This is a genomic window from Azospirillum sp. UENF 312511, from assembly GCF_058780635.1.
The window spans coordinates 783,216-806,031 of the sequence record NZ_JBSNCG010000005.1; the positions used below are offsets into that span (position 1 = coordinate 783,216).

The 22,816-nt window shown below is 68.6% G+C and carries 19 protein-coding genes; 9 read left to right on the forward strand and 10 right to left on the reverse strand.

Annotation, left to right across the window (positions count from 1 at the left end; genetic code table 11):
* Positions 1-196: 196 nt before the first annotated feature.
* Positions 197-955 (forward strand): response regulator transcription factor, encoded by a 759-nt coding sequence (locus ACWPN7_RS32005; RefSeq protein WP_051658445.1) that lies wholly within the window; start codon positions 197-199, stop codon positions 953-955.
* A gap of 90 nt (positions 956-1,045) precedes the next feature.
* On the opposite strand, the gene ACWPN7_RS32010 is transcribed toward ACWPN7_RS32005, so the two are convergent.
* On the reverse strand, positions 1,046-1,741 hold the full coding sequence (locus ACWPN7_RS32010; RefSeq protein WP_051658444.1) for a response regulator transcription factor: 696 nt from the start codon (positions 1,739-1,741) through the stop codon (positions 1,046-1,048).
* A 61-nt stretch (positions 1,742-1,802) separates the two neighbouring features.
* Here ACWPN7_RS32010 and ACWPN7_RS32015 point away from each other — a divergent pair, with 61 nt between their 5' ends.
* Both ACWPN7_RS32015 and ACWPN7_RS32020 read left to right on the forward strand, forming a co-directional pair.
* Complete coding sequence (locus ACWPN7_RS32015) at positions 1,803-2,183, forward strand: hypothetical protein (RefSeq protein ID WP_349619743.1); 381 nt, start codon at positions 1,803-1,805, stop codon at positions 2,181-2,183.
* Between the two features lie 545 nt (positions 2,184-2,728).
* Positions 2,729-3,304 (forward strand): response regulator transcription factor, encoded by a 576-nt coding sequence (locus ACWPN7_RS32020; RefSeq protein ID WP_247881755.1) that lies wholly within the window; start codon positions 2,729-2,731, stop codon positions 3,302-3,304.
* Here ACWPN7_RS32020 and ACWPN7_RS32025 read toward each other — a convergent pair.
* From ACWPN7_RS32025 to ACWPN7_RS32065, 9 genes are all read right to left on the reverse strand, one after another.
* Complete coding sequence (locus tag ACWPN7_RS32025) at positions 3,273-3,803, reverse strand: helix-turn-helix domain-containing protein (protein ID WP_081863280.1); 531 nt, start codon at positions 3,801-3,803, stop codon at positions 3,273-3,275. The two genes, ACWPN7_RS32020 and ACWPN7_RS32025, sit on opposite strands and share 32 nt — an antisense overlap.
* 121 nt (positions 3,804-3,924) lie before the next feature.
* Entirely contained in the window at positions 3,925-5,361 is a 1,437-nt protein-coding gene (locus ACWPN7_RS32030; RefSeq protein ID WP_459197018.1) for a UDP-glucose dehydrogenase family protein, read from the reverse strand.
* Between the two features lie 106 nt (positions 5,362-5,467).
* Positions 5,468-6,475, reverse strand: coding sequence for an SDR family NAD(P)-dependent oxidoreductase (locus ACWPN7_RS32035; RefSeq protein ID WP_051658442.1), 1,008 nt, complete (start codon positions 6,473-6,475; stop codon positions 5,468-5,470).
* A gap of 27 nt (positions 6,476-6,502) precedes the next feature.
* Positions 6,503-7,582 (reverse strand): GDP-mannose 4,6-dehydratase, encoded by a 1,080-nt coding sequence (locus ACWPN7_RS32040; RefSeq protein ID WP_149648986.1) that lies wholly within the window; start codon positions 7,580-7,582, stop codon positions 6,503-6,505.
* 87 nt (positions 7,583-7,669) lie between these two features.
* Positions 7,670-8,914, reverse strand: coding sequence for a glycosyltransferase family 4 protein (locus ACWPN7_RS32045; protein WP_459197017.1), 1,245 nt, complete (start codon positions 8,912-8,914; stop codon positions 7,670-7,672).
* Positions 8,915-9,113: 199 nt separating this feature from the next.
* The gene (locus ACWPN7_RS32050) at positions 9,114-9,920 is read right to left on the reverse strand and encodes a WecB/TagA/CpsF family glycosyltransferase (protein ID WP_040136180.1); all 807 of its coding nucleotides are present in this window, start codon (positions 9,918-9,920) and stop codon (positions 9,114-9,116) included.
* Positions 9,917-10,996 carry an NAD-dependent epimerase/dehydratase family protein gene (locus ACWPN7_RS32055; protein ID WP_201042251.1) on the reverse strand — a complete coding sequence of 360 codons (1,080 nt, stop codon included), beginning with the start codon at positions 10,994-10,996 and terminating at the stop codon, positions 9,917-9,919. The genes ACWPN7_RS32050 and ACWPN7_RS32055 overlap by 4 nt, the downstream gene beginning before the upstream one ends.
* A 49-nt stretch (positions 10,997-11,045) precedes the next feature.
* Positions 11,046-12,644, reverse strand: coding sequence for an undecaprenyl-phosphate glucose phosphotransferase (locus ACWPN7_RS32060; RefSeq protein WP_149648983.1), 1,599 nt, complete (start codon positions 12,642-12,644; stop codon positions 11,046-11,048).
* Positions 12,645-12,720: 76 nt separating this feature from the next.
* The gene (locus tag ACWPN7_RS32065) at positions 12,721-13,668 is read right to left on the reverse strand and encodes a UDP-glucuronic acid decarboxylase family protein (RefSeq protein WP_040136176.1); all 948 of its coding nucleotides are present in this window, start codon (positions 13,666-13,668) and stop codon (positions 12,721-12,723) included.
* An 11-nt stretch (positions 13,669-13,679) separates the two neighbouring features.
* Between ACWPN7_RS32065 and ACWPN7_RS32070 the strand changes: the two genes are divergently transcribed.
* From ACWPN7_RS32070 to ACWPN7_RS32095, 6 genes are all read left to right on the forward strand, one after another.
* On the forward strand, positions 13,680-13,868 hold the full coding sequence (locus ACWPN7_RS32070) for a hypothetical protein (protein ID WP_349619750.1): 189 nt from the start codon (positions 13,680-13,682) through the stop codon (positions 13,866-13,868).
* Positions 13,869-14,217: 349 nt separating this feature from the next.
* Complete coding sequence (locus tag ACWPN7_RS32075) at positions 14,218-16,569, forward strand: GumC family protein (protein WP_040136174.1); 2,352 nt, start codon at positions 14,218-14,220, stop codon at positions 16,567-16,569.
* A 131-nt stretch (positions 16,570-16,700) separates the two neighbouring features.
* Positions 16,701-18,995 (forward strand): NAD-dependent epimerase/dehydratase family protein, encoded by a 2,295-nt coding sequence (locus ACWPN7_RS32080; RefSeq protein WP_459197016.1) that lies wholly within the window; start codon positions 16,701-16,703, stop codon positions 18,993-18,995.
* On the forward strand, positions 18,992-20,257 hold the full coding sequence (locus ACWPN7_RS32085) for a lipopolysaccharide biosynthesis protein (protein WP_492273721.1): 1,266 nt from the start codon (positions 18,992-18,994) through the stop codon (positions 20,255-20,257). Before ACWPN7_RS32080 ends, ACWPN7_RS32085 begins: the two co-directional genes overlap by 4 nt.
* Positions 20,244-21,470: a glycosyltransferase family 4 protein gene (locus tag ACWPN7_RS32090; RefSeq protein ID WP_456529437.1), complete on the forward strand. Its 1,227-nt coding sequence runs from the start codon at positions 20,244-20,246 to the stop codon at positions 21,468-21,470. Before ACWPN7_RS32085 ends, ACWPN7_RS32090 begins: the two co-directional genes overlap by 14 nt.
* The gene (locus ACWPN7_RS32095) at positions 21,467-22,807 is read left to right on the forward strand and encodes an O-antigen ligase family protein (RefSeq protein WP_051658437.1); all 1,341 of its coding nucleotides are present in this window, start codon (positions 21,467-21,469) and stop codon (positions 22,805-22,807) included. Before ACWPN7_RS32090 ends, ACWPN7_RS32095 begins: the two co-directional genes overlap by 4 nt.
* Positions 22,808-22,816: the final 9 nt, after the last annotated feature.

Here is a 22,816-nt window from a genome sequence, read left to right on the forward strand (position 1 = left end):
GAGGCCCGCGGCGGCCTTTGCGACGATCCTGGGCGGTTCGACGGGACGGCGTGTCCATGGCGTATGGCTGAGGGAGATTTGTATGTTGCCGTGCAAAGACGGAACGCGCCTGCCTAACGCCTTCCGCCGCGCTCCATCGGTCACATCCTACGCCTCCAATCACCTTCTGGCCGCCAATCCCTTGACCGCTGCCCCGATGAACGATCCTGGCTCGTTCGGGTCCTATTACCGGATGTCCGGAGGCGCGCGGCCCCTGGGTGAGGATCCGGTCGTTACCGCCATCCTGCACGACGAAACGCCGCTGACACGGGAAAGCCTGTCCACCAGCCTGAACCTGTGCGGACGGGGGGTGCGGGTGCTGACGGCGGCGTCCGTCGCCGACCTGGAAAGTGTGGTGCGGCAGGATGGGGCACCGGACGTGGCGCTGGCCAATTTCAGCGGACGGCTCGCCTCCGATCCGGAATTCCGGCCGAGGCTGGCCGAACTTCTGGATGTGCTGGACGGCATTCCGCTCATCATGCTGTCGGATTCCGACGAGACGGTGACCGCTTTGGAAGCCATCCGCCAGGGCGCCCAAGGCTACATCTCGACCACCGTCGGCCTGACCATGGCGCTGGAGGCGATCCGTATGGTCGCGGCGGGAGGCATCTTCGTTCCGGCACCCATCCTGCACCGGTTGATCATCGAGCAGACCGGGGTGCCGGACCCGGCGCTCCACGCCGCCTTTTCCGTCCCGGCGCCGGAGGTCAACGGCAAGCCTCACTTGACCCAACTGACCCCGCGCCAGATTGCCGTTCTGGAGTGCCTCCAGGAGGGCAAGCCGAACAAGGTCATCGCCCACGAGCTGGGAATGCGGGAAAGCACCGTCAAAGTGCATGTCCGGAACATCCTGCGGCGGCTCGGCGCCACCAACCGGACGGAAGCGGTGTGCCGCGTCATGCGCGAGGACAACTGAGCCCAACGCAAAAGAACGGCGCGCAAAAGAACGGCGCGCAAAAGAACGGCGCGGCTGGTTCCCGCACCGCTCCATCACGGAATCAACCGGTCAGGGCTGGTTCGATTCCAGGGCCGCGCCGCGGGACAGATGGGCGTGCGCCATGAAGGCGGCCTCCGTCCGGTTGGTGGCGCCCAGCTTCTTCAGAACGTTGCGCACATGGGCCTTGGCGGTGTTCTCGCACATGCCCAGCATGTAGGCGATGAGCTTGTTCGACTTGCCCTCGCGCATGCAGGTCAGCACGGCCATTTCCCGCGGCGTCAGCCCGCCGATCCGGTCGGTCACCGGCATGGAAGCGCCTGGCGGCGTCTGCGGAACGGCGATGCCGCCCGGGACCGGCGCGATCAGCGATTGCAGGGAGGTGGCGGGCACGAAGGTCCCTCCGGCGGCGACCAGCCGGATCGCCTCCAGCATGACCCCCAGCCCGAGGCTGGGCACGATGTAGCCGCGCACCCCGAGGCGCAGGCTTTCCAGGATCATCCCGCCGTCGTCGCGGTCCGAGATGATCACCAGTGGCACCGGCAGACAGGCCGAAACGGCGTCGCGGATGGACGCGCACATCACGTCGTTCAAACCCGCCTGCGCACCGATGTTGCACAACACGACCTCGGTCCGCCCGTCCCGCGCCAGCACGCCGGCGGCGTCCCTCAGCGAAGCCACCGACCGCACGGTCATGTCCTGGCACAGCGTGCCGAGGCCAAGCGAGAAACAGTCCCGCGTCAGGCTGTTCGGGTCCGCCAGGACCACGGCAATGCCTGTGGCAATCCCTGGAGCAACGCCCCGCTCAGCAATCTCAGATTGCCGTTTGATGTCCGTCGTCATCCGCTTTCCCCTTTTCGGTCAAACGTCCATTCTTCTCATCTCTTCAAACCGGGACTGCGGATCGCAATCCGTCATCGCCGATGAGAGGAAGTTCAATTTTCGGGTGAGCGCGTCCACTCGCGGATACTCGGGAAGATTTCACTTTTTTCATTTTCAGCGCCTTTCCCTGCCGACCACATGGATTGTTTGTGTTGGAAGATCATCAGGAATGCTTGCGCAGTTTGCATTTGATGTTTTCAACGTTACCAGAACAGTCGGCCCGGTAAATACGCACTTCGATGCAAGGTTGCGGCGGGTCGGCGTTTTATTCCGTACCCATTCCGGCGCCCGTAACGCCCTGCTTCGCAGGTTTCGTACGCCTTTGTGAGGATGGGGGCGGAGTAGAGCGCATGTTTCACCTCGTCCCGCCGCCACGCCGGGTACGATCGCCAGCGCCCCGCCCTCTCCTTTGCACCGAAAGAACAGGCCCGAATGGCGCAAGTCGGAACGCGGCACGCTCTGACCAATGGGAAGTCCATCGAAGCAAGACAGTGCGCTTCCGGATGTCCGCCGCCGTCCCCTCTCCCGAATACACGGAAACCGAAAGGAAACATGTCAAATAGGAGGTAAAAGGGCAGGCCGACGTGGTTACTTGAGCACGGGATTGACGTTGACGCCATCAAGGGTGCAGTGCAGCATCAGACTTGGAAAACGGGTCGGGAGACAGGCTTCATGGCATCGAACGGGCAGGCGGCTCCATCGTCCTGTGGCGCTGCATACGCTCCCGGTCCGGCAAGCAACGGGCACCGGGGCATCGCGGCCCTGTTGCTGGATGAAACACCTCTGACCCGTGAAAGCCTGTCCGCCGGCCTCAGGCTGCGCGACCCGTCCCTATGCGTGCGAACCGCGGCGTCCTTGAACGAGGCCAAGGCGGTGCTCGCCGAAGATTCCGCACCCGCCGTCGTGCTGTGCAACGTCGCCAGCCTGACCCCGCCCGGGGGCAGCGTCCTGACGACGCTGCGCGGCCTCGCCGGCGCCTTCGGCGGCACGCCGCTGCTCGTCCTATCCGACGGGGAGGATGCGGACCTGCCGCTGGAAGCCAGCCGGCTGGGCGTCCGGGGGTGTCTGCCGACCAGCGTCGGCCTCGCCGTCGCCCGGGAAGCGCTGCGCCTGGTCGCGGGTGGCGGCACCTTCTTCCCCTCCCCTTTCCTGCACCGCCTGCTTCAGAATCGCGAGGCCACGGAGGACGATCCGCCCACGCCATCCGGCGGCGCGGCGCTGACCGCGCGTCAGCGCGGGGTGCTGCAACGGCTTCGCGAAGGGAAATCGAACCGCGTCATCGCGCAGGAGCTGGGGATCAGCGAGAACACCGCGAAGGTCCATGTGCGCGGCATCCTGCGGGCCCTTGGCGCCTCCAACCGCGCCGAGGCCGTGCGCAAGGCCTGGCGGCTGGCCGACCCCACCGTTCCGCAAGCGCTCAGCCGGGATTGCGGCCGGGATCGGGACTGACCGTACCGCCGCTGTGGATCAGCCGCAGGGCGGCGATCACCTCGGCCAGCGGCATCCGTCCGCTCAGCACCCCGCGCAGCCCGAGACGCGCCGCGGTGTCGGCCACCGCCGCACCGGGCCGGTCGGCAAGGATCGCGACGGGAGGATGGGAACCGCCCCCCGCCAGCGCTCCGAGAAGCTGGCCGATGCCGCCCTTGGCCGGATCGGCGCGTCCAATGCTCACCAGCACCACGTCGGCGCCGCGCAAGACGGCGGGAAGATCGGCCAGGGCCGCGGCGCTGCGCTGATGGCTGACCGCCACGTCCGGCGCGAAGGCGTTGATGGCGGCGGCGAGGCTTTCGCCGAACAGGGAGCGGTCGTCGATCAGCAACACCGTGATCGGCGCCCGCCCGCCGGTCCGCACATCCGGACGGGGAGAACGGGAGCCGCCCCGTGCGCCGGGGGGCACACGGGGCATGACGTCTCGTCGGTTGTCGGCCAGCGCGTCCAAGCCAATCATGGCTGCGTCTTTCGGAATCGGGAGATCCCAACCGGCATCCCGTGCCGGACCGCCGCCGGGGTGGAGACGGTCCGTTCAAGGCACCGGTGCGTGGCCGGAGTTGGCGGGCGTCGCGCCCGCGTCAATCCGCGAGGTCGGATGCGGCTGCCGCAAGCTGTCCGGAGAAGGGCAGGACACAGGCGTCGCCCGCGAAACCGTTGCTGAGCAGCATGGCCTCCGCCGCCTTGCGCCGCTTCGACGCATCGGGACGCACGTCGCGCCGCCCGACGGAGCAGTAATGGAACCCTGCCGCCGCCATGGCCGCCGGGGCATAGACGTTGCGCAGATCGACCATCACCGGACGGTGCATCAGGCTGCGCACGCGGCCCAGATCCAGCGCGCGGAACTCGTTCCATTCCGTCAGGATGGCGACGCAGTCCGCCTCCGCGAGGGGGCCATAGGCATCATCGTGCCAGACCACGTCCGGCAGCAGATGGCGCCCCTCCTCCATGCCGGCGGGGTCGTAGGCATGGACCGTGGCGCCGGCCTCCTGAAGCAGCGGGATGATCTCCAGGCTCGCCGCCTCGCGCATGTCGTTGGTGTCGGGCTTGAAGGTGATGCCCAGCACGGCAATCCGCTTTCCCGCCGCGTCCGGCCCGCAGGCCTGGAGAATCCGTCCGGCCATCAGCCGCTTGCGCGCCCGGTTCACGTCCACCACCGTTTCGATCAGCCGGACCGGCGCGCCGTGCTGCCGCCCGGTGCGCACCAGCGCCTCCGTGTCCTTGGGGAAGCAGGAGCCGCCGAAGCCCGGCCCGGCGTTCAGGAACGGGCGCCCGATGCGTCCGTCCATCCCCATGCCCGCCGCCACGTCCTGGACGTCGGCCCCCACCCGCTCGCACAGGTCGGCCACCTCGTTGATGAAGGTGATCTTGAAGGCCAGGAAGGCGTTGGCCGAGTACTTCGTCAGCTCCGCCGTCTCGATGCCGGTGCGCACGAAGGGCGTCCCGGCGCGGATCAGCGGCTGGTAGAGGGCATCCATCACCGCCCGCGCCCGGTCGGACTCGGCGCCGATCACCACGCGGTCGGGCTGCATGAAGTCCCCGATGGCCGAGCCTTCGCGCAGGAATTCCGGATTGGACACCACGTCGAACTCGGCGCGCGGGTTGATGTCCCGCACGATGGCGGCGATCTGGCGCCCGGTGCCGACCGGCACGGTCGATTTGGTCACGATGACGGTGTAGCGGGACATGGTCCGCGCGATCTCCGCCGCCGCCGCGTGGACGTAGGTCAGGTCGGCCCCGCCGTCGCCGGGACGGGAGGGGGTGCCGACCGCGATCAGCACCACGTCCGCCCCCTCCATGGCGACCGCGAGGTCGGAGGTGAAGGACAGACGGTCCGCCGCTATGTTGCGCGCCACAAGGACGTCGAGGCCGGGTTCGTAGATGGGGATTTCGCCGCCCCTCAGGCGCTGGATTTTCGTTTCGTCCTTGTCCACACAGCACACATCGATGCCGAATTCGGCAAAGCAGGCGCCGGACACGAGGCCGACATAGCCGGTCCCCACAACCGCGATCCGCATTGTTCCGCTCCTGTTTCTCAATGGCGTTGCCGAAGCCATCCCTGTCAATGGCGTTGCCGAAGCCATCCCTGGCCGGCTCGAAAATGGCCGACTTGAAAATCGGCCGTCAGGCCACGGCACGCTCCGCCACGCCGTTACCCGGTCCGCTTTCCAGCCCGTCCTCACGGCCGTTCTCGCGCAGCGCCCAGCGCACGGTCTCGGCCAGCCCCTGCTCCAGCCGGGTGCGCGGCGCCCAGCCGAGCACCGACCCGGCGTAGGTCACGTCCGCCTGCACGCTGCGCTGCTCGCCCGGACGCTCGGGGTGGTGGAGCACGGGATGGTCCGCCCGCGTCCGGCCGAGCGCCCCCAGCGCGAGGTCGGCCAGCTCGCTGATGCTGGTCTGCCGCCCGCTGCCGAGGTTGAAGATCTTCCCGTGGCTGGCCGGGTTGTCGAGCGCGCCGACCCAGGCGTCCACCACGTCGTCGATGAAGACGAAATCGCGGGTCTGCTTGCCGTCGCCGTAGATGTGGATCGGCTCGCCGCGGATGATGTTGCCCAGGAAGATGCCCAGCACCCCCTGGTAGGGGTTGTCCACCGCCTGCCGCGGCCCGTAGACGTTGTACATGCGGAACGACGTGACGGCCAGACCGCCCGGCAGGTCGTTCCGCGCCGCCGTCAGATGCACGTAGCGCTCGCCCGCGTATTTCGTCACCCCGTAGTAGGACACCGGGGAGCAGGGCGTGTCCTCCGGCGTCGGGACCACCTCGGCGTTGCCGTAGGCGCTCATCGAGCTGGCGTAGAGAAGGCGCTTCACCCCGCGCTCCACGCACTGCTGGAGGACGTTCACCGTCCCCTCCACGTTGGTGCGCAGGTCGCCGACCGGGTTGCTGAAGGCGCGGATGATCGACACCTGCCCGGCGATGTGGATCACCGCGTCGGGCACCTCCTCGAACGCCTTGTCGAGGTCGGCGGGGTTGGTGACGTCGCCGCGGATGTAGCGCACCTCCGCCGGCACGTTCGAGCGCAGCCCGGTGGACTCGTTGTCGATCACCGTCACCCGGTGGCCGAGCGACACGAGGCGGTGCGTGATGTGGGAGCCGATGAAGCCGGCCCCGCCCGTTACAAGAACGTTCATTGGTTCCTCCACCGCACAGGGATCGGGTTACGCGCTGAGGGCGATGCGGCCCGGTTCCACCTGGCTCTGGTCCGTGGGCAGGCCATTCTGCGCGAGATAGCGCTCCGCCCAGTCCCACAGGCGGCGGATGCCGGTGTCGCGGTCCACCTGCGGGCGCCAGCCGAGGACCTGCTCCGCCTTGCGGATGTCGCTGACATAGCAGGGCTGGTCGCCGGGCCGCCAGTCGGAGAAGTCGGCCTCCACCGGTTCGCCGCGCAGGGTGGACAGCATCTCCCCGAATTCGCGCCAGACCGAGATGGTGTTCTCCGGCCCGCCGCCGATGTTGAAGACCTGCCCACGGCTGACCTCGATCTTCTCGGTGGCGAGGCGGAAGGCGCGCACGAGGTCTTCCACGAACAGCACGTCGCGCACCTGCATGCCATCGCCGTAGATGTGGATGGGCCGCCCGGCCAGCGCCGAGATGATGAAATGCGCGACCCAGCCCTGGTCCTCGTTGCCGAACTGGCGCGGGCCATAGATGCAGCTCATCCGGAAGACGACGGTCGGCAGGTCGTAGATGCGGGCGTAGTCGCGCACATACTGGTCCGCCGCCCCCTTGGAGCAGCCGTAGGGCGAGTGGAAGTCCAGCGGTTCCGCCTCCGAAACGCCGAGCGGGCGGTCGACGAAGCGGTAGCGGCTGCCGGTCTGCTCCACCGCCACATGCTCCAGCCCGCCGTAGACCTTGTTGGTCGAGGTGAAGACCACCTTTGGCGGGGTCTTCATGCGGCGCGCCGCCTCCAGCACGTTGAAGGTGCCGAGCGCGTTGATGTCGAAGTCGGTGCGCGGATCGTCCAGCGAGGAGGTCACCGCCACCTGCCCGGCGAGGTGGTAGACCTCCTCCACCCCGGCCATGCAGGATTTGACGGCGGCGAAGTCGCGCACATCGGCCTTCATGAAGGTCAGGCGGGACCCGGCGTTGAGGGTTTGCAGCCACGCCGCGTTCCGCTCGCTGCCCGGCCGCAGCAGGGCGTCCAGGACGACGACGTCGCGACCGTCCTCCAGCAGGTTCTTGACCAGATTGCAGCCGACGAAGCCGGCCCCGCCGGTCACGAGCGTTTTGCCTTCCATAGGTGTCTTCTCCATTGCTGCGGCTTTTACCGGTTGGGCAGGGGGTGTTGGGCAAAGGGCGTTGGACAAAGGGCGTTGGACAGGGGATCAGGCGGCCTTGAGGACGGCGGCGCCCGCCGGGCGGCGGACCACCGCCTCGTAGAGCCGGTGGGTGTCGGCGGCGGCGGCGGACCAGTCGAAGCGCTGGGTGGCGCGCAGGCGGCCGTGGCGGCCCATCCGTGCCCGCCGCTCGGGATCGGCGGCCAATTCCTCGACGGCGGCGCGCAGGGCCTGCGGATCGCCCGGCTCGACGATCACCGCGCAGCCGTCATCGACCTGATGGGGGATGCCGCCGACCCGGGTCGTCACCACCGGGACGCCGAAGGCCATCGCCTCCAGGATCACGTTGGGGAAGGTGTCGGCCAGGGTCGGGAAGACGAACAGGTCGGAGCGGCGGAACATGGCGGCGACCTCCGCCTCGGCCAGATTGCCGGTGAGGTGGATGGTCTGGCCCGGGCCGCAGCGGCGCTGGTACGCCTCATAATCGACGAAGTCCCGCTTCTCGCCGCCGACGATCAGGCGGAACGGCATCGACAGCCCCACGAAGGCGTCGAGCAGCACGGCCAGCCCCTTGTTAGCCGTGTGGTTGGCCAGGAAGAAGGCGGTGACGGGGCCGCCGTCCTCCTCCCGCTCCGGGATGCCGAATTTGCTGTGGATGTCCTGGTCCGCCGCGGTCGGCGTGCCCCAGTCGTTCGGGCGGTCCACGCCGTAGGGAATGACGGCGATGTCGTCCCCGGTGAAGCCGAAGCCGCGGACGATGGGCAGATCGACGGGCGAGATCGCGCAGATCGCCGCGGCGTTGCGCACCACGTAGCGCACCGGGCGGTCGATCAGCAGGTCCCAGGCCAGCCGCCGCGCCGCGTCCATGCGCCGGAAGGCCGCCGGGTTGCCGATCTCCACGAAGCCGTGGGTGGACACCACGTAGGGCACGCCCTTCGCCACGCAGGCGCGGGCCACCCGCATCATCTCCAGCGCCGGGATCGGGTTGTGGATGTGCACCAGATCGTAGGAGCCGTGGCGGATCAGCGCCGGGATGCTCGACTGGTAGAACAAGGTCTTCGCGCGGTTGGGCAGGACGGAATCGAGCCCGGCGAAGGGGCTGGAGGTCCGCACCTCGATCCGCTCGCCCGGCTTGCTCAGGTCCATCGGGACCCGGCTCGCCATGCCCATGTTCGCGATGTCGATGCGGTCGTGCGCCTGCAGCGCGACGCTCAGCTTCTCCGCCGCCTTGCTGGCGCCGCTGACCGCCAGATGCGGCGGCACGACGATCGCCGACAGGATCTTCAGGCTCATCGCAGGAATCCTCGACTGTCATGGAAGCGCGGGCCGCATCGGTCGCGGTTCACGGCGCTGTTCCGAGGTCGTTCAGGAAAATCCGCCGACGCAAGGCCGTTTCATTTTAAAAACGGCGCCACACAATCACAGCATCGGAAGAAGTTTCATTTTTAATAACGGCTCTTTTATTTGGCAGCCACCAAACAACCATCACCGTCTAGCCAAATCGAAGCTCTCCTTTCGGACGGCGCGCCTGGCCGCTGCGGACCAGCGGCATCTGCACCGCCTGGCAGGCCAGCAGGAACAGGAAGGCCGGATTCAGCATGACGTAGCGCCGCCACAGCCGCCGTGGCTCGGTGGACAGCCGGAACAGCCATTCCAGGCCGTTATTCTGCATCCACATCGGCGCCTGCGGCTGTTTCCCGGCGATGAAGTCGAAGGCGGCGCCGACCGCGATCAGCGGCATCGACAGCGCCGCCTTGTGCTCGTAGACCCAGGTCTCCTGGCGCGGGCAGCCCAGCCCGACGAAGACGATGCGGGCGCCGGAGTCGATGATCTCGCGGTCCACCGCCGCGCGCTCCTCGGCGCTCAGCGTGCGGAAGGCGGACGGGCGGGCGCCGGCGATGATCAGACCGGGGAAGCGCTCCGTCAGCGCCGTGGTCAGCGTGTCGAGCAGCCCCGCCGTGGCGCCGTAGAGGTAGATGGGAAGGCCCTTCGCCGCCGCCGCCGCGCAGGTGCGCAGCATCAGGTTCGGGCCGTAGACGCGGTCCGGCAGGGCGGCGCCGTGCAGCCGGTTCAGCGCCCAGCGCACCGGCTGGCCGTCCGGCGTCACGAGGTCGATGGCGTTCAGGCGGTAGCGGTGCTCCGGATCGAGCGCCCCCGTCATCACCCCATGAACGGCGAGCGCGCTGACCGCGAAGGGCTTTTGCTGTTCCGCCGCGTCGATGATGGCGCGCACGCCGGCCTCGTAATCGACGGCGTTGACGTAGACGCCGAGCACTTCCTTTTTCCCATGGTCGATCATGCCACGGCCTCCACGCGCCAGCGGCGCCGATTGCTGTCATGAATGTCGGTGAGGATGTTGCGCACGTCGTGCCGGATGTCCCAGGACGGGTAATGGGAGCGGAACCGGTCGAGCGAACTGACCCACCAGATGTGGTCGCCGATGCGGTTGGCCTCCTTGAAGGCCAGATCCATCGGGCGCCCGGTGATCTCCTCGCACAGCGCCACCGCTTCCAGGATGGAGCAGTTGCTCGCCCGTCCGCCGCCGATGTTGTAGACCTCGGCGCTGCGCGGCGCGTCGTAGAACGCCTGGAAGGCGGCGATCAGGTCGTTGCTGTGGATGTTGTCGCGCACCTGCTTGCCCTTGTAGCCGATCACGTCGTAGCGGGTTCCGGTGACGGCGCAGCGCATCAGATAGGCCAGGAAGCCGTGAAGCTGCGTCGGTGAATGGTTCGGCCCGGTCAGGCAACCGCCGCGGAAGCACACCGTCTTCATCCCGAAATAGCGGCCAAACTCCTGGACCAGCACGTCGGCGGCCACCTTGGAGGCGCCGAACAGGCTGTGCAGGGTGGCGTCGATCGACATGTCCTCGGCGATGCCGCCGGCGTAGCGGTGCGCCGGGTCGATCTCGTAGCGCGTCTCCGTCTCGATCAGCGGCAGGCGGTTCGGCGTGTCGCCGTAGACCTTGTTGGTCGAGGTGAAGATGAACACCGCGTCCGGGCAATGGCGCCGCGCAGCCTCCAGCATGTTCAGCGTGCCGTTGGCGTTCACCGAGAAATCCATCTGCGGGTCGCGCGCCGCCCAATCGTGCGAGGGCTGGGCCGCCGTGTGGATGATCAGGGAGATGGCCGAACCGTGCCGCTCGAACAGCGCATCGATGGCCGCGGCGTCGCGGATGTCGATGGCGTGGTGGCGGTAGCGCTGGCGCAGCGTCTGCTCCAGGGTCTGGCGCTGCCACGCGGTCGAGGCCTCGTCGCCGAAGAAGGTGCGCCGCATGTCGTTGTCGATGCCGACGACGTCCATTCCCAGCGCACCGAAATGCAGGCAACTCTCCGACCCGATCAATCCGCAGGAACCGGTGACAAGGGCGACGGACATGACGTCAAACTCCTTCGCGGTTTGTTTGTTGGTTCAGCAGGGAGGTTCGTCAGTAGGCGTTGCGGTCCCAGAAAAGGAGGAGGGCGGTGCGCACCATGATCTCGGCGTCCAGCCCCAGGGACCAGTTGTCGACGTAGTAGAGGTCGTGTTCGACGCGGCGGGCGGCGGTGTGGAGGTTGTCGATCTCGCCACGCAGCCCGTTCACCTGCGCCCATCCGGTGATTCCGGGACGGACGCGGTGGCGGCAGGCGTAGTTCTCCACCGCCTCGTGGTACAGCACGTCCCCGGCCTTCATAGCGACGGGATGGGGCCGCGGCCCGACGATGGACATGTCGCCGCGCAGCACGTTGAAGAGCTGCGGAAGCTCGTCGATGCTGGTGCGGCGCAGGAAGCGCCCGACGCGCGTCACCCGCGGATCGTTGCGCACCGTCCGCTGCGCGCCCGACTGGTCGCCGCGGTCGGTGTGCATCGTGCGGAACTTCCAGATCTCGAATTCCTCGTTGTTGAAGCCGAAGCGCTTCTGGCGGAACAGCACCGGGCCGGGGCTTTCCAGCTTGATCGCCGCCGCGGCCAGCAGAAGCACCGGCGCCAGCGCGGCCAGCGCCGCGCCGCCGATCAGCAGGTCCTCCGACCGCTTCAGCACGCCGCGCCAGCCGGCCAGCGGGTGATGGATGACGCCCAGCAGCGGTATGCCCGCCGTCGCATCAACCGACAGGCCGGCGGTGCGGGCGATCAGCCGGTGCGGCAGCAGACGGACGTCCACCGCGAGGACGCGCAGCCGTTCCAGGATGTCAGTGATCTCGGCCTCGGCGCTCCAGGGCAGGGCCACCACCACGAGGTCGATGCGGTTCTTGCGCACCTGCTCGACCAGCCCACCCACGCTTCCCAGCACCGGCACCCCGGCCAGCCGGGTGGTGGCCAGGGGCGGAGCGTTCACGGATGACGGCCGGTCCGCCGCGGTGGACACCGCGCCGATCACCTGATAGCCCGCCCCCTCCGCGCGCTGGAGCCGGTCCAGCCACTCGAAGGCCAGATCGTTGGTGCCGACCAGCAGGGTCCGTTGCCGCAAGCCGCCGGCCAGATTCCAGTCGCGCGCCATGCGGAGGAGCAGGCTGCGCAGCGCGGTCAGCCCGAACAGGCCGAGCCCGTACCACAGCCACAGCGTCCCCGCCGCCGCCGTGTCCAGCCGCCGCAGATCCCCCGTCACGCCGAGCATCAGGACGAGCACCAGGAAGGCCGCCGTCCAGGCCCCGAACAGCGGCCCGGCGTGCGAACCGATGGTCCGCCGCATCGCCTTGGGACGCAGGCTGCGGTAGCAGCCCGCGCTGTAGAAGCACATCAGCGACAGCACCGCCAATGGACCGACCGCGGCGTTGAAGACGCCCGCGGAAGCATGAACCGCGTCTGCGAACAGCGCCGGATCGGCCGGGGCGGCCCGCAACAGACGGGCGGCGATGCTCTCCGCCGCCAGCCCCGTCCCGACGACCATCAGCGCGTCCGCGGCCACCAGCCCGCACAGCAGGGCGGGGGCGGAGGCCGCCGCGGCGACCGGCGAGGCGGATTCCGGGCGCGGGCCTTGGAAGGCCATCCCCACGCGCGTGCCGTAATCCGGCTTCGCCGAGCTGTCTCGTGAAGGGAGTTCGAACATCCGCCGTTCCCTGTTGGCCCATTCCCTGCCGCCGCACCCCAGCGATGCGGCGGCGCTGCCGGCTGCGTCGCCGCGCTCAGAAATAGGTCTTGGCGAAATAGGCGATGGTGCGCTCCAGCCCCTCTTCGAGCGGCACGTGCGGCATCCATTTCAGGTAGGCGTGGGCTTTGGTGATGTCCGGCTTGCGCTGCCGCGGATCGTCCTGGGGCAGCGGGTGCCGCTCGATCCGCGAGCGCGATCCGGTCATCCGGATGACGGTCTCCGCCAGCTCCAGGATGGTGAATTCGCCGGGATTGCCGAGGTTGATCGGGCCGGTCACCGTCCCGTCCGTTTCCATCAGCCGGTGCAGACCCTCGACCAGATCGTCGACGTAGCAGAAGGACCGCGTCTGCGACCCGTCGCCGTAGATGGTGATCGGATCGCCCTTGAGCGCCTGGACGATGAAGTTCGACACCACGCGCCCGTCGTTCGGATTCATCCGCGGCCCGTAGGTGTTGAAGATGCGCGCGACCTTGATGGCGACCTTGTGCTGCCGGTTGTAGTCGAAGAACAGCGTCTCGGCGCAGCGCTTGCCCTCGTCGTAGCAGGCGCGCGGGCCGATGGGATTCACGTTGCCCCAATAATCCTCGCGCTGCGGGTGGACGAAGGGGTCGCCGTAGACCTCGCTGGTCGAGGCCTGCAGGATCGTCGCCTTCACCCGCTTGGCCAGCCCCAGCATATTGATGGCGCCGTGCACGCTGGTCTTGGTGGTCTGCACCGGGTCGAACTGGTAATGCACCGGCGAAGCCGGGCAGGCGAGGTTGTAGATCTCGTCCACCTCGACATAGAGGGGGAAGGTGATGTCGTGGCGCGCCGCCTCGAACCTCGGGTTGTCCAGCAGATGCGCAATATTCGAACGCGCACCCGTGAAATAGTTGTCGACGCACAGGACCTCTTTCCCGGCGGCCAGAAGACGCTCGCACAGGTGCGATCCGATGAACCCGGCGCCACCTGTCACAAGAACGCGCTCAGTCGTAGACGTCATTGAGCCTCTCCATGGAGTTGACCGGGGAATTCGCCCAGACGGCGGCGGCACGCGGAGATAGCGCGCCGATCCGCTTCCGCGAATATTTTAAAATCCAGAGACGAAGCGCCGCATATCGCCATGAAAAGCGGATGGACACTCCGGCTTTAAGCGGAAATGGACGATCATGTCTGGAAATGCGCGGCGTTTTTGAAGCCTGAGCCGGCTCCGCTGCACCCGGCAAACTGTGACCGGCGCGGAGTTGACCGTCAAACACGCGGACGGGGTACAGGGCATGATTATTTATGACGGTCGCCGTCGTAAGCACAGAGACGGATGGGCCTTCTTTTTTTCAATTGTTGCGCGGCGCCATTCACGGTACTCGAAGTCTGTCCGACAACGGTCGCAGCAGCGGAACATCACGGCCCATTCGGCCCTGGTCTTTAAAAGACAGCCGGATTCTCGGTTATCTCCAAAGAAAACAAAAGGCCGCAGCGCGTCCTTTTGCAGCCATCCGCCACGCCCATCCCGGGCCGGACCGCCAGCCAGCAAGACGAAAGGGGCGACGACGTGAATTCTTCGATCGGCAAAGGCGGGACGCTTCCAGGCCACGAAGCGCACGCCAGCGTCCTTCCGGACAGTCTTCTGCAATCGGGCGCGGCAGAGTCCTCCGACGTCCGCAGCCGGCAGGAGGCGACCGTCTTCGCCTCGCTGGCCGTGCTGTGGCGGCGCAAGCTGCTGCTGCTCACCATCATCCTGCTGGGGACGGCGACCATCACCTACGTCATGCAGTCGCTGAAGCCGATGTACCGGGCCACGGCGATGGTGCAGCTCGATTCCCGGCGGGTCGAGCTGGCGGAGTTCAAGTCGGTGGTGTCCAACCTGACGCCCGAGGCGCCGGCGGTGCGCAGCGAGGTGTCCATCGTCGGCTCGCGCGCCCTGGCGGAGCGGGTGGTGGAGAAGCTCCGCCTGATCAACGACCCCGAATTCAACCCGACGCTCAAGGCGGCGGACGGCGCGGACGACCACTGGCTGAAGCGGGTCACCAAGGCCGGCGTCGGCGCGCTGCCGCCGGAGGGCAACGACGTGCTGCGCCAGATCGTGCAGCAGGCGACCGCCCTGTTCCGCGCCGAGGAAAGCCCCAACGCCGGCGACCCGAACCAAGCCCGCCTGCTGACCATCGACACGCTGCTGCGCCGGATCGAGGCGCGCAACGACGACCGGTCCTTCACCATCATCATCGAGGCGTCGTCGGTCGATCCCGCCAAGGCCGCCGCCATCGCCAACGCCTTCGGCCAAGCCTATCTGGACTACCGGACGGAGATGAACCGCGACCTGACCGAGCGGGTCAACCAGTGGCTCGGCGGGCGGCTCATCGAGGCGCGCGAGGCGGTGCGCGGCGCGGAGGAGGCCATCCGCAGCTTCCGCAAGGAGAACAGCCTGCTGGAACTGCCGCCGGACGGCCGCAACATGGTCCAGCAGCAGATGAACGAACTCGCCACCCAGCTGACCGCCGCGCAGGCGCAGAAGGCGGCGGCCGAGGCCCGCGTGCGCCAGGCCCGCGAGCAGACCGCCGCCAACAACGCCGCGGCGATCCCGGAGGTGCTGGCCTCCCCGCTGATCCAGAAGCTGCGCGAGGCCGAGGCGATGCTGGAGCGCCGGCTGGCCGAACTCCAGCAGGTCTATGGTGACAAGCATCAGGACATCGTGAATCTCCGCCGCGGCATCGGCGAGCTGAAGGCGCGCATCCGCGACGAGGTGGGCAAGATCCAGAAGGGCCTGGACGCCGATCTGGAGGTGGCGCGCATCCGCGAGGCCACGCTGCTCAAGAGCATCGCCGACCTGCAGGAGCAGCAGAAGGGCATCGAGGCGACCGGCATCCAGCTCCGCGACCTGGAGCGCGCCGCCGACGCCCACCGCACGCTCTACCGCAGCCTCGCCGAACGCTACGAGCAGACGATGGCGCTGAAGAACACTGGCGCGCTGGACGCGCATCTCAGCGCTCCGGCCCTGCCGCCGATCCGCCCGGCCTTCCCGCAGTTCCGCATGTCGCTGGGCGTCGGGCTGGTCGGCTCCACGGCGCTGGCGGTGGCGCTGGTGCTGCTGCTGGAGCGGCTCAGTTCCGGCCTGCGCACGCCCTCCCAGGTGGAGCGGGCGACCGGCGTGCCCTGCCTCGGCATGGTCCCGTCGCTTCCCCGCAACGAGGCGACGTGGAACCTGCCGCTTCACCCCGACAGCCGCCGTGCCCGCGAGATCGGGGCCTTCCGCGAGGCGATCCAGACCGTGCGCACCATGGCCTGCATGCCGCGCAAGCGGGGAACGCCGCCCAAGGTGCTGCTCGTCACCTCCTCCATTCCCAAGGAAGGCAAGTCGGTGCTGGCGGCCAATCTGGCGCGGTCGCTGGCCGGGCTGGGGCTCAACACGCTGCTGATCGACGCGGACTTCCGCCGCCCCTCCATCGCGAAGCTGCTGGGCTACCAGCCGCAAGGCAGCGTCGCCGACCTGCTGGACGGCCGCGTCGGCATCGACGACCTGATCCATCAGGAGACCACCAACCTCGGCGTCCTGGGCAACGCCGTCGGCACCCCCGACGCGCACGACCGCATCAGCTCCCAGGCGATGAGCGACCTGATCCAATGGGCGCGCCACAACTACGACGTGGTGGTGATCGACTCAGCCCCGGTGATGCTGTTCTCCGACGCGCTGGCCCTGTCCTTCCTGGCCGACAGCGTGATCTACGTCGTCCGCTGGCAGCACACCCCGCTCGACACCGTGACGGCCGGCTTCAACAAGCTGAAGTCGGTCGACAGCGCGGTCGGCGGCGTCGTGCTGTCGCGGGTTGTGGCGTCCAAGCACGTCAAGTACGGCCACAAGGACGACACCTACTACTACGCCCTGCACGCGCCCGCGCGGCATTCCTAGCCCTCCATTTCAGCCCGCTCCCCTCCGGGGCGAGGGTGGCCCGATGGGCCGGTGAGGGGGGTGCGCCGCTGCTGAACGCTCCGACACGCGCATCCTCCTCACCCTGACCCTCTCCCCGGAGGGGAGAGGGGATGTCAGCCAAAAGCGAGGATTCCATGACCAACGCCGAGTTCCCGCGGCTTGCCATCATCGGCTGCGGCAGCATCGTGAGCCATCACCTGTTGCCGGCGCTGCTCCGCCTGGGCTGGCGGCCAAGCGTGCTCGTCGATCCCACGCCGGGGCGGCTGGAGGCGGTGCAGGCCATGCTCGGCCGCAGCCGCGCCCCCGTCGCCGTGGCCGACTGGCGGGAGGCGGCGGACCAGTTCGACGCGGCGCTGGTGGCGGCCCCGCCGATGGTCCACGCGCCGGTCGGCCAGAGCCTGCTGGAGGCCGGGAAGCACGTCTTCATGGAAAAGCCGCTGGCCGTCACGCTGGCCGACGCCGAGCGCATGGTGCAAACCGCGGAGGAGCGCCGGCGCGTGCTCGCGGTCGGGCTGATGCGCCGCTACGTCAACGGCGTCCGCTGGCTGAAGGCGCTGATCGACACCGGCCAGCTCGGCCGCGTCCTGCGCTTCGAGGCGCGGGAGGGCTTCGTCTACAACTGGGGCATCAGCTCGCCGGCCATGCTGCGCCGCGACGGGGCGGGCGGCGGCGTGCTGCTCGACACCGGGTCGCACACGCTGGACCTGCTGCTGTGGTGGTTCGGGGAGGCGGCGGAGGTCGATTACAGCGACGACAGCCACGGCGGGCTGGAATCCGACTGCCGGCTGTCCCTGACCATGGCGTCCGGCGCCACCGGAACGCTGGAGCTGAGCCGCACCCGCGCCCTGCGCAACACCATCCGCGTCCACGGCACCAAGGGCAGCGTCGAGGTCCATCTCTACGAGAACCAGATCGCCTCGGACGTGCCGCAGATCCTCGATTTCGTCCATGACGGCTTCTCGGCCAACCACATCCCGCCGCAGATCTTCGGCGACCTGTTCCAGGCGGAGCTGAAGGATTTCGCCGACGCCATCCGCGACGGGCGCCCGGCCGCCGTCGGCGGGCGCGACGCCCTGCCCTCCACCGCCTTGATCGAGCGCTGCTACGCCAGTCGCAAGCCGCTGGCCTTGCCCTGGGTGGACGGTCCGGCGCCCGCCACCGCTACCCGCACCGATGGTCCCCGCACCGATGGCCCGACCGTGGTGGTGACGGGCGCCGCCGGCTTCATCGGCGGGCGGCTGGTCGAGCGGCTGTCCCTGGAGCATGGCGCCAAGGTCCGCTGCATCGTCCGCGACATCGCGCAGGCGGTGCGTCTGGCCCGCTTCCCGGTGGAGATCGTCCGCGCCGACCTGCTGGACCGCGAGGCCATCGGCAAGGCGGTGGCCGGCGCCGACTGGGTCTTCCACTGCGCCTACGACGTGCGGTCGCGCCGCCAGAACATCGACGGGATGAACGCGCTGATCGACGCCAGCCTCGCCAACGGGGTGGAGAGCTTCGTCCATCTCAGCACCTTCTCGGTCTACGAACCGCTGCCGGACGGCCCGCTGTCGGAGGAGACGCGCGACGGCGACCGGGCCTGGAGCTATGTCCAGAACAAGCTCGACCTGGAGAAGATGGTGCTCGACGCGGCGCACAAGCGCGGCCTGCCGGGGGTGGTGCTCCAGCCCTCCATCGTCTATGGCCCCTTCTGCAAGCCCTGGACGAACGCCCCCGCCGAGATGCTGCTCAGCGGCACGGTGGTGCTGCCGCAGGAAGGCGGGCTGTGCAACGCCGTCTACATCGACGATCTGGTGGACGCGATGATCGCGGCGACCCGCAGCCCCCAGGCCATCGGGGAGCGCTTCGTGATCTCCGGCCCCGACGCCCCGCCCTGGGCCGCCGTCTTCGGACGCTTCCAGGAGGCGCTGGGCGTGGACAGCCTGCGCTTCCAACCCGCCGCGGTCATCCGCAAGGAGATGAAGAGCCTGCGGCGCGACATCGCGATGGTGCTTCAGGACCCCAAGAAGATCATCCAGATCATCGTGCGTTGGCGCCCGGCCCGCCGGGTGCTTCAGGGCGGGTTCGACAGCCTGCCGCCGCGGCTGCGCCATCTCGTGATGGTCCACTACTTCCTGAAGAAGAAGGCCAGCCGCAACCAGCTCTGGCTGCCCGACGCGCAGAAGCTGGCGCTCTATCAGGCCAAGGCGCTCATCGACCTGACCAAGGCGCGGCGCCTGCTCGGTTACGAGCCCCGTTTCACCTTCGAGGACGGCATGGCGCTGACCGCGGACTATCTGCGCTGGGCCTACCGCGACGTGCCGCGCACCGCCCCAGCCGCACCAGCCGCCGCACGGCCCGCCAATGAAGACCGTCAGCCCGCTCCCCTGCCCGCCCCCACCGAGACGACACGGGTCGGCAGCGCATGAGGATGATCCCGGCGTCACTCGTCCGCAGCTTCTGGACCCTCGCCGACCAGGGCGTGGTCAGCCTGGGCATGTTCGCCATCAACATCCAGCTCGCCCGGACCTTCCCGTCGCAGGAATACGGGACCTTCGTCTTCTTCCTGTCGGTCCTGCTGGCGCTCCAGGTCGTCAACGTCAGCCTGATCCAATACCCGCTCTCGGTGGACGGCACCGTGCTGGACCCGACCAAACGCCGGACCCTGGCGGGAAGCGCCGTGCTGCTCACCGCCGGATCGCTGCTGCCCCTGTCCGGGCTGCTGGCCCTGGTCGGCTATGGGCTCGGCATGCCGGAGATGATCGGCCCGACCGTGCTCTATTTCATCGTCTGGCAGGTGCAGGAGATCGGGCGGCGCGGGCTGATGGCCGGGCTGAAGCACGATCAGGCGTTGTGGGGCGACAGCCTGACCTATCTGGGCCAGGTGGTGGTGCTGAACCTGATGGCGCTCGGCGGCCATCTGACGCTGGAGCGCGTGTTCGTCGCCATGACGGGACCGGCGCTGGCCGGGGCGGTCGTGCATTTCTCCATACTGCGCCCCGGCTTCGGCGGCCTCTCGGATCTGCCCGCGGTGTGCCGCCGTTTCTGGTCCATCGGGCATTGGGCGCTCGCCAACAACCTGTTCCTGATGCTGCGGGTGCAGAGCCTCGTCTGGCTGATGGCGGCGATGGACGGCATGGCCTCCACCGCCGCGTTCCAGGCGGTGGTCAATCTGGTGAACATCGCCAACCCGATCATCATCGGCATGGGCAACCTCGTCCCGCAGGTTGCCGCACGGGGGCGAGGCGCCATGCCGGACGACGGCGGCGCCCCTCATCCGGACGAGAAGGCGTGGCTGGCGATCCGCGGCTACGTCGTCATCGGCGCGGCACCGCTGCTGGTCTATTACAGCCTCGCCCTGCTGATCCCCGATCAGGTGCTGCACATCGTCTATGGCACGGCCTCGCCTTACGCAAACCAGGAGCTGCCGCTGCGCCTGCTCTCCATCGGTGCGCTGACCGGTTATCTGGCGGAGATGGTCTGCTCCTACTTCTACGGCGTGCAGCGCAGCCAGTTCGCGCTCGTGGTGAACGTCGTCGGGACGCTGGCCGTGTTCGCGGCGGTCGGGCCGCTGGCGGCGATGTACGGCGTCGCCGGGGTGTGCATGGCCCTGCTCTTCTCCAGCGTGCTGCGCGTCGGCGCGGCCCAATACTACCTCTCCAAGACGAGGACCGCCCATGTCGCCCGCTGACGGCAGCGCCGGACTGGCCTTCGAGGATACCGGACTGCGCCCGCTCGACCTCCGGCACGTCGTGATCCAGCCGGCCATCGCCCACCCCTCCTCGGCGAACGGGCTGCACAACGTGGTGCGCTGCCTGATCGCGGAGCAGCGCGCCATGGGCGACGACGCCCGGCTGTTCCTGTTCTCCGACGATCCGGACGCCCTGACCGGCATTCCGGCGGACTGTCCGGCGCAGCGCTTCCCCCTCGGCGGACCGCGGCTGTCCGGACGGTCGCTGACCATCGCGGGGGCGACGCTGGACCGCCTGCTGGACGGCGCCGGGCCGGACACGGTGGTGCACATCCACGGCGCCGTGAAGCCGCTGTTCGCGGCGCTCGCCCGCGGACTCCACCGGCGCGGCGTCGCCTATGGCGTGACGCTGCACGGCCAGTGCTCCCACGTCTATGACGGCGCGGGCCGGGTGCGGCGGCGCCTGCCCGCCGCGTGGCTGCGCGTCGTCGACGGCCCCGCCCTCGCCCGCGCCCGCTTCGTCCACGCCATCACGGAGGACGAGGCGGCCATCGTCCGCCGGGTGGCCCCCGGCGCCGCCGTCCGCCTCCTGCCCAACACCGCCTGGTCGGCGCGGCGCGGCGGCCTTCCCGCCGCCGTTCCGCGCGCCGCCCCGGACGGGAACCGGCTGACCTTCGGCTATTGCGCGCGCTACGAGATCGACCACAAGGGCGTGGACCTGCTGATCGACGGCTTCGCCGCCTACCGCCGGGCCGGCGGGCGCGGGGTGCTGGAGCTGGCAGGGTCCGGCCCAGCCCGCGCCGAGCTGGAGCGGCGCGCACAGGCCCACGGCCTCGGCACCGACATCCGCATCCACGGGCCGGTCTTCGGGCCGGAGAAGGCGGCGATGATGGCGGGCTGGCACTACTTCGTCCTGACCTCGCGCTACGACGTGATGCCCACCGGCTGCCTGGAGGCTGCCCTGTCCGGCCTGCCGCTGATCGTGACGCGGGAAACCGGTCTCGTCCCCTATGTGGACGGTCACCGCGCCGGTTTCGGCATCCCGGACCTGACGGCCGGGGCGGTGGCCGACGCGCTGACGCAGGCCGAGCGGGCCGGCCCCGGCATCTGGCTGGACATGGCGGCCAACGCGCACCGCATGGTCGTGGCGATCGGCGACTGGGGGCGGATCGCCGCCCGGCTGCGCGCCGCCGGCTATGGACGCCCGTCATGAGCGCCGTCCTCTCCACCCCCAAGCGCAGCCGGACACGGGCGGCGGACCTCTATCTGGGCTTCCTGATGGTGGTCCTTCTCGGCTACACCCTGGCCGGGCGCGGATTCGCCTACATCGGGATGCCGCCCCTCTTCATCGGAGAGATCCTTCTGCTGACCGGCCTGCTGGTCATGCTGCGGACCGGCGGCATCGTCGCAACGCTGTCCAGCCTGCCGGGAACGCTGCTGGCGATCCTGATCGTCTGGGTCCTGGCGCGCACCATCCCGTTCCTCGGCCTCTACAGCTTCGACGCCCTGCGCGACAGCGTGATCGTCATGTACGGCCTGTTCGCCTTCATCATCGTCGTGGTGCTGTACGACGAGCCGGAGCGTTTGCGCCGCCTCGTGCTGGCCTATGGCAGCTTCGCGGTGCTGTTCGTGTCGATCATGCCGATCGTCTATCCGGGCTACCAGCTGCTCCAGTCGCAGATTCCCATCTGGCCGCGCTACAACGTCCCGCTGATCAGCCTGCGTCCGGGCGAAGTCGGCGTGCATTTCGCCGGGATCGCGCTGTTCGTCCTGCTCGGATTCCGCCGCCTCGGCCCGGTGCAGCTGGCGTTGCTGGTGGTCGGGATCGCGATGGTCGCCGCGCACAGCCGTGGCGGGACGCTCGCCATCGTCGTGCCGCTGTGCATCGCCCTGGCCATGGTGCCGCGCAGCCGCCAGCTCGCCCCGCTGCTGATGATCGCCGCGGCCATCGTGACCATCGCGGCCCTGCTGAATGTGGAAATCGAGGTGTCGTCGCGGAAATTGTCGGTCGACCAGATCGCCACCAACCTGATGAGCATCGCGGGCTCCGCCGAGACCGCCGGTCTGGACGGCACCAAGCAATGGCGCATCATGTGGTGGGACAAGATCGTCAACTACACCGTCCACGGCGATTATTTCTGGAACGGCAAGGGGTTCGGCATCAATCTGGCCGACGATGACGGCTTCCAGGTCATCGACGAGGAGGAGGCGCAGGTGCTGCGCAGCCCGCACAACGCGCACATGACGATTCTCGCACGGTCCGGCGTTCCCGGCTTCCTGCTGTGGGTGGCCATGCTGGGAAGCTGGGTGGCCTTCATGGTCCGCGCGTTTCTGCTGGCCCGCCGGCACGGCGACCGCGCCTGGGCACGGCTGTTCGTCTTCCTGCTCTGCTACTGGCTGTCCATCGTCATCAACGCGTCCTTCGACGTGGCGCTGGAAGGCCCGATGCTGGGCATCTGGTTCTGGGTCCTGTTCGGGACGGGCATCGCCGCCGGTTTGATCCACCGCACGGAAATCGAAGGCCGGACGGGCGGACGGGCGCCGCCATGACTCTCCTGA

Excerpts from the sequence above, each read along its gene's own strand:
- ACWPN7_RS32095 (WP_051658437.1), top strand. The coding sequence starts at position 21,467 with ATGAGCGCCGTCCTCTCCACCCCCAAGCGCAGCCGGACACGGGCGGCG.
- ACWPN7_RS32090 (WP_456529437.1), top strand. The coding sequence starts at position 20,244 with ATGTCGCCCGCTGACGGCAGCGCCGGACTGGCCTTCGAGGATACCGGA.
- ACWPN7_RS32035 (WP_051658442.1), bottom strand. The coding sequence starts at position 6,475 with ATGAACGTTCTTGTAACGGGCGGGGCCGGCTTCATCGGCTCCCACATC.
- ACWPN7_RS32030 (WP_459197018.1), bottom strand. The coding sequence starts at position 5,361 with ATGCGGATCGCGGTTGTGGGGACCGGCTATGTCGGCCTCGTGTCCGGC.
- ACWPN7_RS32055 (WP_201042251.1), bottom strand. The coding sequence starts at position 10,996 with ATGTCCGTCGCCCTTGTCACCGGTTCCTGCGGATTGATCGGGTCGGAG.
- ACWPN7_RS32070 (WP_349619750.1), top strand. The coding sequence starts at position 13,680 with ATGGAGTTGACCGGGGAATTCGCCCAGACGGCGGCGGCACGCGGAGAT.
- ACWPN7_RS32065 (WP_040136176.1), bottom strand. The coding sequence starts at position 13,668 with ATGACGTCTACGACTGAGCGCGTTCTTGTGACAGGTGGCGCCGGGTTC.
- ACWPN7_RS32080 (WP_459197016.1), top strand. The coding sequence starts at position 16,701 with ATGTCAGCCAAAAGCGAGGATTCCATGACCAACGCCGAGTTCCCGCGG.
- ACWPN7_RS32045 (WP_459197017.1), bottom strand. The coding sequence starts at position 8,914 with ATGAGCCTGAAGATCCTGTCGGCGATCGTCGTGCCGCCGCATCTGGCG.
- ACWPN7_RS32050 (WP_040136180.1), bottom strand. The coding sequence starts at position 9,920 with ATGATCGACCATGGGAAAAAGGAAGTGCTCGGCGTCTACGTCAACGCC.
- ACWPN7_RS32085 (WP_492273721.1), top strand. The coding sequence starts at position 18,992 with ATGAGGATGATCCCGGCGTCACTCGTCCGCAGCTTCTGGACCCTCGCC.
- ACWPN7_RS32015 (WP_349619743.1), top strand. The coding sequence starts at position 1,803 with ATGTCCGTCGTCATCCGCTTTCCCCTTTTCGGTCAAACGTCCATTCTT.
- ACWPN7_RS32005 (WP_051658445.1), top strand. The coding sequence starts at position 197 with ATGAACGATCCTGGCTCGTTCGGGTCCTATTACCGGATGTCCGGAGGC.
- ACWPN7_RS32025 (WP_081863280.1), bottom strand. The coding sequence starts at position 3,803 with ATGATTGGCTTGGACGCGCTGGCCGACAACCGACGAGACGTCATGCCC.
- ACWPN7_RS32060 (WP_149648983.1), bottom strand. The coding sequence starts at position 12,644 with ATGTTCGAACTCCCTTCACGAGACAGCTCGGCGAAGCCGGATTACGGC.
- ACWPN7_RS32040 (WP_149648986.1), bottom strand. The coding sequence starts at position 7,582 with ATGGAAGGCAAAACGCTCGTGACCGGCGGGGCCGGCTTCGTCGGCTGC.